Here is a 13,610-nt window from a genome sequence, read left to right on the forward strand (position 1 = left end):
GAATATTAAATATAAATTTATTATTGTAATATATATTATAAATGGAGGAGTTATGTGGAAACTAGTTATCGCTGATGACGAGCCTAAAATTAGAAGGGGTATTGAGAATATTTTAAATTGGAGTGAGTTCGGTATTGAGATAGTAGGGCAAGCGGAAGATGGGGAAATTGCATTAGAAATTATTAAAGAAAACAGACCGGATATTATATTATTGGATATAAATATGCCATTCTTAAACGGTTTAGACCTATTGCAAAAGCTACAAGAGATTGGCAATAATGGGATTGTTATTATAATAAGTGGATATGATGATTTTTCATACGCTCAAAAAGCATTGCAGTTTAATGTTTTCGATTACATTCTAAAACCTGTGAGTAAAAAGAACATAGAGGAGATAATAATTAAAGTAACCAATAAACTTAGTGAAAGGGAAAAAGAAAACAATTACTTAGAATGGGTAAAAAGACAATTAGCTGAAAATAAGGAAGTATTACAAAAAACTTTTTTTAGCGAATGGTTTAACAATAAATTAAGTGATGAACAAGTTTTAAAGGAGATGAGTTTTTTTGATATCGAGTTTGGAAGAAATATTGGAATTATGGTTATAAAGATTGTAGAAAAACTTAATGTTGAAGTAAGTGTTAGGAATTGGAGTGTTGAATTATTAGAGTTTGCAATAGCTAATATTTTAAATGATGGATTTAAAGATTTAGAGTTAAAATATATTTTTAATGATGATAAGAAAAATATAATATTAGTAAGCAAGATAAATGATATGGGGTGGTGGATTTCTATTGCAAAAAAAATACAGAGGGAGATATATAAATATTTAAAGTGTAATGTATTAATTGAGCAGGCAAGTGTTTTTAATGATGTATTTAAGATAAAAGATGAATATATGAAAATAATGAATAGGGTTAATGAAAAAAAGAAGTGCAGTTCTATGGTTTTACTAGCAATCAAGTATATAGAAGATAACTATTATTCAAATGAGTTAAGTATAAATTATATATCAAATAAATTAGAAGTAACATCCTCATATTTAAGTAAATTATTAAAAAAAGAAACGGGATTATCCTTTATTGATTACCTTACTAAAATAAGAATAGAAAAAGCAATGTATATCATGGAGGATCCAGCTGTTAAAATTTATGATGTAGCAGAACTAGTCGGTTATAGTAATCAACATTATTTTTGTAGAGCTTTTAAAAAAGTAGTTGGAGTTTCGCCAACGGAATATAAGAGGGGAAAATAGAGTGAATAATAAAAGAAAAATTATTTATTTATCTATAATTATAGTTTGTATATGCGGACTAATAATTTTTGCAATCTATTTATATAGGACAAACTCTCAGAAAAAGGATACATTTATAATCGGTATGTCTCAGGCAAACCTATATGAACCATGGAGAATAAGTATGAATAAAGAAATACAGGAAGAGGCCAAGAAACATAGCAATATTAAAATAATTTTTAAGGATGCAGGTGGAGATGTTGAAAAGCAAAAAGAGGATATAGAAGATTTGATGAACTTTGGCGCAGATTTACTGATTGTTTCAATTAATAACTCTAAAGAACTAACACCAACCGTAAGAAAAGCGTATGAATCTTTACCGGTTATATTATTGGATAGAGCTGTTGATGGATACGATTATACTTTATATATAGGGGCTGATACAAGATCTATAGGAGTGCAGGCAGGAGAGCTAATTGCTAATTTAGCTGGCAATAACAAGGCTAATGTTATAGAGGTCCAAGGAATATTAGATTCAAGTACAGATAAAGAAATAACTGATGGATTTAAAGAAGCAATTAGCAACTATAAAAATATTGCTATAGATAGGACCATTGTAGGAAATTGGCAGAAAAATGAAACAGAAGATAAATTAGAGGAAATATTGAAAGATGATAAGGACGTAAATATAATTTTTGCTCACAGTGATTATATGGCACTTGGGGCATATTACGCTACCGTAAGTACTAATTCAAAAAATATTAAAATAATTGGTGTTGACGGTTTAGAAGGACCTCAAGGAGGTATAGACCTTGTTAGAAATGGCATATTGCAAGGAACATTTACATGCAAGACTGGAGGAAAAGAAGCAGTAAATTATGCAATAAAAATATTGAACAAGAAAGATGATATTCCTAAAAAAGTATTACTAAAGTGCAATAAAATAACTAAAGATATTCTAAGTAATTAAATATATGGATTTCCATATTCCGTAAAAGTATACAAAAGTGCTGATTAATGCAAATACAATTTATAAGTATAAATATATAATTAATTCATGAAAACGAAATCATGAATATAGGGGGAATTAATTATGAAGTTAAAAAAGATGATGGCATTAATGGCGAGTGCTGTATTGTGTATTGGCATGCTTTCAGGCTGCGGTGGATCTGGAGCTGGTGGAGGCGATTCAGCAAAGACATCAGCGGCGAATTCATCTAGTAAAAAAATAATTGGATTTGCACAGGTTGGTGCAGAAAGTGGTTGGAGAACAGCAGAAACTGACTCTATAAAATCAATTCCAACATTAGATCCTAACTTTGACTTGAAATTTTCTGATGGACAACAAAAACAAGAAAATCAAATAAAAGCCATAAGATCATTTATTGCACAAAAGGTAGATTTAATTGCTTTAGATCCAGTTGTTGAAACTGGCTGGGATACAGTACTTAAAGAGGCTAAGGATGCAAAAATTCCAGTAGTAATTGTTGATAGAAAAGTTACAGTTTCAGATGATTCACTTTATAAATGTTTCTTAGGTTCAGACATGGTTGCAGAGGGGAAAAAGGCTGCACAAATACTAATAGATCAATTCGGTAAAGACGCAACACTTAATATAGCAGAGCTTCAAGGAACAGTGGGGTCTACTGCAATGGTTGGAAGACAACAAGGGTTTAATGATGCAATAAAAGATTGTCCTAATTATAAGATAATAAAATCACAAACTGGAGATTTTACTCGTGCAAAAGGTAAAGAAGTTATGGAAGCATTTCTAAAATCAGATGGTGATAAAATAAATGTACTATGGTCTCATAATGATGATATGGCAATGGGAGCTATTCAAGCTATAGAGGAATATGGAAAGAAACCAGGAAAAGATATATTTATAGTTTCAGTTGATGGTATTAAAGATATATTCCAAGCAATGGTTGATGGTAAAGCTAATGCAACTGTTGAATGTAATCCGTTACTTGGACCTCAATTACTTGAAGTTGCTAAAAACATATTAGATGGTAAAGAAGTTGAAAGAACTATAAACTCAAAAGAAAGTCAATTCTTACAAAAAGATGCTGGAGCAGAATTACCAAACAGAAAATATTAATGATAGTATGCATAAGAGCTGGAATTCAATCCATGCTCTTATGTTAAAAAAGATGTAGTACGTACATGTTTGTAATTGTGTTAAAACAAGAGGAGTGATATAAGTGAGTGATTCTAATATAGTTTTAGAGATGAAAAATATTAGCAAGTTCTTTCCGGGTGTTAGAGCACTTTCAAATGTTGATTTTACACTAAGAAAAGGGGAAATCCATACGCTAATGGGAGAAAATGGTGCTGGGAAATCGACATTGATAAAGGTTCTTACAGGTGTTTATAAGATAGATGAAGGAACAATTATATTGAGGGGAAAAGAAATAAAAATATCATCTACTCAGGAAGCTCAGAGTCATGGAATTAGTACTGTTTATCAAGAAGTAAATCTATGTCCAAATCTATCAGTTGCAGAAAATATATATATTGGACGTGAACCTAAGAAAAATGGAAGTATAGATTGGAAGAAAATGAATAGAAGTGCAGAGAAACTATTAGAAGAAAGGCTTAATTTAAAGGTAGATGTAAAGAAGGCCTTAAATAATTATTCGGTTGCAGTACAGCAAATGGTGGCAATTGCACGTGCTGTAGATATATCTCAAGGTATATTAATCTTAGATGAACCAACATCAAGTTTAGATGATAAGGAAGTAAAGCAATTATTTAAAATCATGAAAAAATTTAAAGAAGAAGGTATGTCAATAATATTTGTTACTCACTTTTTAGATCAAGTATATGAGGTTTCGGATAAACTTACAGTACTTAGAAATGGTGAGTTGGTTGGAACATATGATGCAGACAAACTTTCTAGGATAGAATTAGTTTCTAAAATGATTGGTAAAGACTATAGTGAGATAGAAAAAAGTACAAGAACAAAGAAAGTAGTTAATGATGAACAGAGAGAGAATTTAATATCAACAAATAATTTTGGAAGGTCTGGAACTATAAATCCATTTAATATAGAAATCAAGAAGGGGGAAATTCTTGGATTTGCAGGGCTTCTTGGGTCTGGTAGAAGCGAATGTGCGCGAACAATATTTGGGATAGATAAATCTACTAGTGGAAATATAGCTATAAATGGAAAAAACTATTCGTATATTTATCCTCAAAAAGCAATAGAGGAAGGTTTGGGTTTTTGCCCAGAGGACAGAAAAGTTGAAGGAATAGTTGGCGATCTAACAATAAGAGAAAATATAATATTAGCATTGCAAGCTAATAGAGGAATATTTAAATATTTGCCGATGAAAAAACAACAAGAAATTTCACAAAAATATATAGATTTACTTAGAATCAAAACTCCAAGTATGGAGCAAAAGATAAGTAACTTAAGTGGTGGTAACCAACAAAAGGTAATATTAGCAAGATGGCTCGCAACAGAACCGCAATTATTAATTTTAGATGAACCAACAAGGGGAATTGATATAGGAGCAAAAGGTGAAATAACAGAATTAATATTAGCATTAGCTAAGCAGGGAATGACAATTTTGTTTATTTCGTCAGAGCTACCAGAAGTAGTTAAATGTTGTGACAGAGTAATTGTCCTTAGAGATAGAAATATTATCGGAGAACTAGTTGGAAATGAAATAGAGGAATCTAATATCATGAAAACTATAGCGGGAGGTGCTAGATAATATGGAAAATAATAAGAAACAAACTTTTTTCCTTAAAATTTATAATGCTAAAATATTTTGGCCATTAACAAGCTTAATAATATTACTTTTGTTTAATTTTATAATGACACCAAGTTTCTTAAGCATAAGTATGAAAGACGGGCATTTATTTGGAAATACTATAGATATACTAAACCGTGCAGCTCCATTAATATTGATATCTTTAGGAATGACTCTCGTAATTGCAACTCAAGGAATTGATATTTCCGTAGGATCAATAATTGCAATAAGTGCAGCTCTTTCTGCAACTGTAATAGTTGATGGAGGTTCAGTTCCATTAGCAGTAGCAATAGGAATAATTAGTGGACTTATATGTGGAATATGGAATGGGGTTTTAGTTTCGTATATAGGAGTACAACCAATGGTTGGAACATTAATTTTATATATTGTTGGTAGAGGAGTCGCTCAACTTATAACAGGAGGACAAATATTAACTTTTACTAATAAGGATTTCATATTTATAGGGACAGGCTACATATTGCTTCCTATAGCAATATTCATAGCTATTGCGGTAGCATTAATTATGTATTTTTTAATAAGGAGAACTGCTCTAGGATTATTTATTGAGTCTATAGGAGTTAACAATAATTCATGTAAATTCGCAGGAATTCAATCTAGGAAAGTTGTATTTTCACTTTATGTTATATGTGGAATGTTAGCAGGAATAGCAGGAATAATTTTATGCGCTAATATAAAAAGTGCTGATGCTAATAATGTTGGTTTGTGGTTAGAATTGGATGCAATCCTTGCAACAGTTATAGGTGGGACGTCTATGGCAGGAGGACGGTTTTATCTTTCAGGGACAGTTGTAGGGGCATTGTTCATACAAACATTAACTACAACAATTTATAGCTTAGGTGTTGCACCTGAAATTACACTAGTTGTTAAAGCGATAGTAGTTATAGTTGTATGTATAATTCAATCTCCTGAATTTAGAAAAATTCTTAAGATAAAGAAAAATACAAAAATCAATCTAAAAGAAAAAGAGGTGATTAAAGCATGAATAAGCTAATAGGAAAGAAGAACGCATTTAAGATAAACAAAGATTATATTGCAATTTATGCTACAATCGCATTATTTATAGGATTATTTCTAATAGGATCAGTATTATATAGAAGTTTTTTATCAGCACAAGTATTTACTAACTTGTTCATTGATAATGCATATTTAATAGTGGTGGCAATTGGGGAAGCAGTTGCAATATTAACTGGTGGAATAGATCTTTCAGTTGGATCAATGATAGCTTTTGTAAGTATGATTACAGCAAGTTTATTGCAAAAAGGAGTAAATCCTTTTTTAGTAATGCTAATAGTTCTTATTGTTGGAATTATTTTTGGAACAGTTCAGGGTATCTTGATTCAAAAGTTTAAACTACATCCTTGGATAGTTACACTTGCAGGAATGTTCTTTGCAAGAGGAGCAAGTTATATTATAAGCATTGATACAATTATAATTGATAATCCAGTTTTTACAGAAATCTCATCATATAGAATATCAATATTACCAGATGCCTTTATATCAATTAATGTTATCGTTAGCCTGATAGTTGTCGCTGCTGCATTTTATATGATGAAGTTTACTAGGTTTGGAAGAACCGTGTATGCAATTGGTGGAAATGAAAATTCAGCTAAATTAATGGGATTACCAGTGGAAAGAACAAAAATACTTGTATATACATTTTCGGGTTTCTGTTCATCTTTAGGTGGTTTATTGTTTACAATATATACCCTTTCAGGTTATGGTCTTCATTGTAATGGAATGGAAATGGATGCCATAGCAGCATGTGTAATCGGAGGTATATTATTAACAGGTGGATATGGGAATATAATTGGACCATTATTTGGTGTATTAACTACAGGAATTATTCAAAGTCTTATAATGTTTGATGGAACACTAAATTCATGGTGGACTAAAATAGCGGTTGGAATGTTATTGTTCATATTTATTGTATTGCAGAGAATTATTGTAATTAGAGATGAAAAGCGAAAAAATTCTTCATCTTCTTAATCAAACTAAATAATATAATATGGATTAATATAATAAAATGAGCATTTGTATGATCTTTTAAAATAAGAAGGCACAAATGTTCATTTTATTTTTGAACTAATGTAATATATTTAAATAAATATATATGCCAAGTATTGGTAGTTTGGGCTATAATTTAATATATAGGCTTGATAATTATAAGTATAGTAATAATAAAACTTGAAATATAGATGTGCTAATTTGTGGATGATAGATATGATTTATACAAATGTTTTGGAGGTATAGGGTGAATAGTTTAAAAACATATTTTATGAATAAGAGCATAGGGGATAAACTCATATTTTATTTTTTTGGAGTAATCCTCATCGTTACTATTACTATTACTACTTTGGGAAATTTACTATATAAAGATTCAATTAACTTTTCACAAAATGAAAACACTAATCAAATAATAAAACAAATAAATAGCAATATTGAATCTTATGTTAATAATACTGAAAACATTATAAATTACATGTCAATCGATCCTAGAATAATAAAATTCCTTAATGATAATAAATCTGAAGATACTGATATTGAAGACGAAGCGTATAAATCTATTTATAACTTTGTTAAATTCAATCCGGAAATAGCTGGAATAATGGTAGTAAACACTAATGGTGGTTATATAAGTGATGTAATGAACAGAGTATCAAGAGATCCTTTATATAATGAAGAGTGGTATACAAAGGCTTATAATAAGCCTGAAACTATACATCTATTTACTAAGCCAATAGGTAGGAACATTGATAATATCTTTCGCTATTCTGCTGATGAAGTCTTCTCCATGTCTAAAGCTGTTGTGGATTCATCTACTAACCAAATAAAAGGTGTAATACTTATTGATATAAAATTAGATGCCATCAAGAAGATTATTGAGAATTCAAGACCAGGAACTGCGGGTTTTATTTATATTATGGATATGAACAAAGAGATTGTTTATACTCCTGTTAATAATATAGTATATAGAATTAAAAATGAATGGATAGAGAATATTAACAACGATATAATAATAAAAAATATTAATGGAGAGAATTATCAATTGACAAAGATTGATTCAAAATATACAGGATGGGAAACAATTGGAGTATTTCCTGAAAGTGAGAGTTTACGAGTTATTAAATATATAAGATATTATTCTTTTGTAGTAGCTATTTTGGCATTAATAATAGCTGAAATTTTAGTTATAATCTTCACAAGATCTATTGTAAATCCAATTCAAAAATTAAAAAGGCTAATGAGAAAAGCTCAAGAAGGAGATTTAACAGTATCATTCAATGCTAAGTATAATGATGAAATAGGGGAACTTGGCGGCTCTTTTAATACCATGGTAAAAGAAATAAATAATCTTATAAAATTAGTACAAATTGAAGAAAAAAATAAAAGGCTGGCTGAAATGAATGTTTTACAGGCTCAAATCAAGCCGCATTTTATGTATAACACTTTAGATACGATAAGGTGGATGGCAGAAGAACATGATGAAGAAGATATAGTGGAGATAATAGAAGCCTTTACTAACTTGCTTAGAATAAGCTTAAGTAAAGGAAAAGAAATAATAAGTGTCAAAGAAGAACTGAGTCATGTACAAAGCTACTTAATTATTCAGAAAATAAGATATGAAGACAAGCTTGATTACGAAATTCAATTTGATAAAGAAATACTTGATTATAAGTTAATAAAATTAATATTACAGCCCCTTGTTGAAAATGCAATTTACCATGGAATAAAAGAAAAGCGTGGCAATGGGAAGATTTTAATTACAGGAAAAATTGAAAATAATTTATTATGTTTTACTGTAGCTGATAATGGAAAAGGTATGGATGAAGAAACATTAAATAAAATAAATAATATGCTTAATAATAACGATGGAAATAAGAATCAGATTGGATATGGAATTTTTAATGTAAATGAAAGAATAAAGCTTATACATGGAAATGAGTATGGGTTAGTCTACAGAAGTATTCTTGGAGAGGGGACAATTGTTGAGCTTAGACATCCAATAATTGAGCCAGAATAATATTAGGTAATAATGAAAATAGGTAAAATCCGAATATCGGATTTTACCTATTTATATTTTATCAAATAAGGGGAGTGGCAAATATTAGGATTGTAGAGAGTCTATTATTTCTTTCTGGAAGGTTAATGAAATATATTCTAAAATCATCAATCAATATTTACCACTTTTATATAAATAAGATTTATAGCACTATTAATTAGAATTTCCAAGCGGTACTAGAAAACTTTAGTTCGTTTTTGAATGTTGAAAGTTTAGTGTCATTATTAATTACTACACATTCAACTCCAACCATATCAGCCCAATCTAATAATTGTTCTTCATCAACATAGAATGAGAAGCTAGTATGGTGAGCACCACCAGCCATAATCCATGCTTTAGCACCTTCTTTTAATGATGGTTGTGGTTTCCAAAGAACGCTTGCTACTGGTAAGTTAGGCATATCTTCAGTTACTTCAACACAATCAACACTATTAACAATTAAACGGAATCTGTTACCCATATCAATTAATGAAGCAGCAACAGCTGGACCAGAAGCACCTTTAAATACTAAACGAGCTGGATCTTCTTTGCCTCCAATTCCAAGTGGGTGCACTTCAATAACTGGCTTGGTTGCAGCAAGTGTTGGACATATTTCAAGCATATGTGCACCAAGAATCAATCCATTTTCTGAATCCATGTTATAAGTGTAATCTTCCATCAATCCTGTACCTTTTCCGCTAGCCATGATTTTCATAGCTCTAAGAAGTGCAGCAGTCTTCCAATCTCCTTCAGCACCAAAGCCATAACCTTCAGCCATTAGATGTTGAACAGCAAGACCTGGAAGCTGTTTCATTCCGTGAAGTGCTTCGAAGTTAGTTGTGAAAGCTGTATATCCTCTTGCATCCAAGAAAGTTCTTAAACCAATTTCAATTTTAGCTTGTTCACGGATAGAGTCTATAGAAGCTTTAGGATCTATATCATATAATTTAGAGTACTCAGCCATAAGTTCATCTATTTGATCTTCTGTAACTGCATCCATTGATTTAACTAGGTCACCAACTCCATAGTAATCAACTATCCAACCAAATTTAATTTGAGCTTCTATTCTATCACCATCAGTAACGGCTACATTTCTCATGTTATCTCCGAAACGAGCAACCTTAATACTGTGTCCTTCAGTAAATGCAACAGCAGGAGCCATCCATTTAGCTATATCAGCAGAAACAGAAGCATCTGTCCAGTGACCAACTACTATTTTACGAGCTATGTCAAGTCTAGCTCCAATATATCCAAATTCTCTATCTCCATGAGCTGCTTGGTTTAAGTTCATGAAGTCCATATCAATTGTTCCCCAAGGAATTTCTTTATTAAATTGAGTATGGAGATGAAGTAATGGTTTTCTTAGTTCAGTTAAACCATGAATCCACATTTTAGCTGGTGAGAATGTATGCATCCAAGTAATTATACCAGCACAGTTTTCATCGTTATTAGCATCGTTGCATACTTTTCTAATTGAAGGAGAATCAGTAGCAACTGTTTTAAAGACTATTTTATAAGGTAAATCCTTTTTGTTTAATTCATCAACTATTATCTTTGAATTATCAGATACTTGCTCTATTACTTCAGGACCATATAGATGTTGACTTCCTGTAATAAACCAAAATTCATAATTTTTTACTTTTAACATTTAACATTCCTCCTAATATATAAAGTGAAACTTTTTAAGTGGAATTTTAACTCCACCTTGAATTTATACCCTTAAGGGGCACCTAGTCCAGGAGCTTGCGGCCGTTATCTCTCACTTAAGAAGATGGAGTACTACGGATGCTAGCTATTGGATAAATAAAAATGCTTATCTAAATTTAGTATACCTTTTCATGAGTACAAACAAGTTTTTGATGTATGTACAAGCTTATTATAATACAATAATGTTGTACATACAAGATGCAAAATGAAAAAAATAAAAAATATTAACTTTCCAGATAAACATTATTATGGTTTAAATTAGGTAAAGACAGCCTTGCGGTGAAATTTATATTTGAGATTACGATAAAAATTATTAGAGTAGATGATGTATGGTTAACCTTGGTGTTTAAATAAATTTTAGAAAAAACTATTGATATATATAGGGAATAGAGATATAATCAAATCATCAAGTGCGTACAACTTTTTAAAATATACTTTTAAAGAAATCGATTTATATTTTAAGGAGTTATTGCATAGTTATTTGATGAAAGTAGTTGAAAAAGATGAAAGAAGCTGAAACAAAGCACGAATTAATAGAAAATTACTATATCAGCCTAATAGAAGAAAACAAGGTTTCAGCAGGAGACCAATTACCTTCCGAAAATGAAATAGCCAACTTATTTAATGTAAGTAGGCATACTGTAAGACAAGCTCTTACTTATTTAGTACAAGAAGGCTGGATATACAAAGAAAGAGGAAAAGGAAGCTTTTACTCTAACAAAAAAACTAATGAAGTTAAAAAAAATGTTGCTGTTCTTACAACTTATATATCAGATTATATTTTTCCTAAAATTATATCAGGTATAGAGGAAGAATTAAGACGCAAGGGATATAATTTATTATTATTTAATAGTAACAACGACATTGAGAATGAAAGAAGATGTTTTGAGGATATCATAAACCAAGATATATCAGGACTAATAGTTGAACCAGCACAAAGTACAATAAATAACCTGCATCATGATAGCATTAAAAAGTTAGAAAAGAACAATATAAAATATATTGCGATAAATGCTAATTGTGATGAAGAAAATTCTGCATATATTGTAGTAGATGATGAGCAGGGAGGGTACAAGCTCACTAATTATTTATTAGAACTTGGTCATAGAAACATAGCTGCATTATTTAAAGCAGATGATTTACAAGGTGAAAAGAGAAGAAGGGGTTACATAAAGGCCCTAAACGAATATGACTTGAGTTTTAACAAAAGTATAGTAGGAGAATATATAACTGATAATCAAGAGATGTATATAGACCAGTTTATAAAGAAGATTTTAAATCTTGAAGAAAAACCAACCGCAATTGTTTGCTATAATGATAAGGTTGCTTTGAAGGTAATAGATAATTGTAGAAAAGAAAATATAGAGATACCAAAAGATTTATCAATAGTAAGTTTTGATGATTCTAGTTTAGCAGTTTCATCAGGTGTTAAACTTACAACAATAAAGCATCCGAAAGAAGAAATGGGAATAAGAGCAGCCAAATGCATTATAGATATGATTGAGGGAAGAATAGATAAGCCTCAATACACATACAGTGCTGAACTTATTGTTAGAGATTCTTGTTCTAGAGTTTAAATTTTATCTTTGCTTTAGATGACTTGATTTTGAGTTACTGGAGCAAAGATAAACTTTAATGATATATATTTAGATATTATTTTTTTATGTACGCTTGTACGTACATACATACAACAAGCAGATAGGGGTGTTTAAATGTTAGAGAAATTAAAGGAAAAAGTTTATGAAGCTAATATGGAACTTCAAAGAAAAGGTCTTGTAATCTACACTTGGGGAAATGTTAGTGAAATCGATAGAGAAACTGGATTAGTAGTTATAAAACCAAGTGGTGTTGATTATGATACCATGAAAGCAGAAGATATGGTAGTTGTAGACTTAGAAGGAAATGTTGTAGAAGGAAAGTATAAACCTTCAACAGATACTCCAACTCACTTAGTTATGTATAAAACTTATCCGAGTGTTGGAGGTGTTGTTCATACTCATTCAGATTGGGCAACAACTTTTGCTCAGGCAGGAATGAGTATACCAGCTTTTGGGACAACACATGCAGATTATTTTTATGGGGATATTCCTTGTACTCGGGATCTAACAGATGAAGAAATTAGTGGAGAATATGAAAAAGAAACAGGAAATGTAATAGTTGAAACTATTGGAGATAAAAATCCATTAGAAGTTCCAGCTATTGTAGTTAAAAACCATGGTCCTTTCGCTTGGGGAAAAGATGCTAATTCAGCAGTTTACAATGCAGTAGTATTAGATAAAGTTGCTGAAATGGCATATAAGACAATGACTTTAAACAAAGATGTAAAGGGTGTCAAACAGCACCTTTTAGATAAACATTATCTTAGAAAACATGGTGCGAATGCATATTATGGACAATAAGATATCATAGTATAAACCAACATATTTTTAAGGAGAATTTTTAATCAGCAATTGGAACTCCTTTGTAAATTCTCCTTAATAAGTATGAATTAAAAAGTGACGTATAAAATTGAAGTTAAAAAAGAAAATGTCTAAATTTAATATTATGAAACATAAATATTAAATGGAAGGTAAATATGCAAATAATAGTTTGTTGCTAAATAACAAACAAAATATATAAAGAGGAGATGTTAGGGAAATGAGATTTTTTTTAGACACAGCAAATGTGGAACACATTAAAGAAGCAAATGAAATGGGAGTAATATGTGGTGTAACAACAAATCCATCATTAATAGCAAAAGAAGGAAGAGACTTCAATGAAGTTATTAAGGAAATAACAGAAATAGTTGATGGACCAATAAGTGGAGAAGTTGTAAGTGAAGATGCTGAAGGAATGATAAAAGAAGGAA

The 13,610-nt window shown here is 30.4% G+C and carries 11 protein-coding genes; 10 read left to right on the forward strand and 1 reads right to left on the reverse strand.

Translation table 11 applies throughout. The features are described 5' to 3' along the window. Positions 1-52 precede the first annotated feature (52 nt). The 7 genes from L3B96_RS20625 to L3B96_RS20655 all read left to right on the forward strand — a co-directional run bounded on the left by L3B96_RS20625 (position 53) and on the right by L3B96_RS20655 (position 9,037). Entirely contained in the window at positions 53-1,255 is a 1,203-nt protein-coding gene (locus tag L3B96_RS20625; RefSeq protein WP_238901228.1) for a response regulator, read from the forward strand. A gap of 1 nt (position 1,256) precedes the next feature. Beyond that, positions 1,257-2,204 carry a substrate-binding domain-containing protein gene (locus tag L3B96_RS20630; RefSeq protein ID WP_238948451.1) on the forward strand — a complete coding sequence of 316 codons (948 nt, stop codon included), beginning with the start codon at positions 1,257-1,259 and terminating at the stop codon, positions 2,202-2,204. A gap of 123 nt (positions 2,205-2,327) precedes the next feature. Then, on the forward strand, positions 2,328-3,335 hold the full coding sequence (locus L3B96_RS20635; protein ID WP_023973858.1) for an ABC transporter substrate-binding protein: 1,008 nt from the start codon (positions 2,328-2,330) through the stop codon (positions 3,333-3,335). A 103-nt stretch (positions 3,336-3,438) separates the two neighbouring features. Next, the gene (locus L3B96_RS20640; RefSeq protein WP_077855838.1) at positions 3,439-4,956 is read left to right on the forward strand and encodes a sugar ABC transporter ATP-binding protein; all 1,518 of its coding nucleotides are present in this window, start codon (positions 3,439-3,441) and stop codon (positions 4,954-4,956) included. A 1-nt stretch (position 4,957) separates the two neighbouring features. Beyond that, positions 4,958-5,998, forward strand: coding sequence for an ABC transporter permease (locus L3B96_RS20645; RefSeq protein ID WP_238948452.1), 1,041 nt, complete (start codon positions 4,958-4,960; stop codon positions 5,996-5,998). Then, complete coding sequence (yjfF, locus tag L3B96_RS20650; protein ID WP_238948453.1) at positions 5,995-7,002, forward strand: galactofuranose ABC transporter, permease protein YjfF; 1,008 nt, start codon at positions 5,995-5,997, stop codon at positions 7,000-7,002. Before L3B96_RS20645 ends, yjfF begins: the two co-directional genes overlap by 4 nt. A gap of 265 nt (positions 7,003-7,267) precedes the next feature. Beyond that, a complete protein-coding gene (locus tag L3B96_RS20655; RefSeq protein WP_081098898.1) occupies positions 7,268-9,037 on the forward strand; it encodes a sensor histidine kinase in 1,770 nt (589 codons plus the stop codon). A gap of 196 nt (positions 9,038-9,233) precedes the next feature. On the opposite strand, the gene araA is transcribed toward L3B96_RS20655, so the two are convergent. Further along, positions 9,234-10,703, reverse strand: a complete 1,470-nt coding sequence (gene araA, locus L3B96_RS20660) for an L-arabinose isomerase (protein WP_012060613.1) — start codon at positions 10,701-10,703, stop codon at positions 9,234-9,236. Between the two features lie 562 nt (positions 10,704-11,265). Between araA and L3B96_RS20665 the strand changes: the two genes are divergently transcribed. The 3 genes from L3B96_RS20665 to L3B96_RS20675 form a co-directional block, all read left to right on the forward strand. Continuing rightward, entirely contained in the window at positions 11,266-12,339 is a 1,074-nt protein-coding gene (locus L3B96_RS20665; protein ID WP_012060612.1) for a GntR family transcriptional regulator, read from the forward strand. A 135-nt stretch (positions 12,340-12,474) separates the two neighbouring features. Continuing rightward, positions 12,475-13,161 (forward strand): L-ribulose-5-phosphate 4-epimerase, encoded by a 687-nt coding sequence (locus L3B96_RS20670; protein ID WP_012060611.1) that lies wholly within the window; start codon positions 12,475-12,477, stop codon positions 13,159-13,161. Between the two features lie 238 nt (positions 13,162-13,399). Next, the coding region (locus tag L3B96_RS20675; protein WP_274596965.1) for a transaldolase family protein at positions 13,400-13,610 on the forward strand (211 nt) is incomplete at its 3' end.

It is taken from the genome of Clostridium sp. YIM B02569, assembly GCF_022320765.1.
GTDB classification, from domain to species: domain Bacteria; phylum Bacillota; class Clostridia; order Clostridiales; family Clostridiaceae; genus Clostridium; species Clostridium beijerinckii.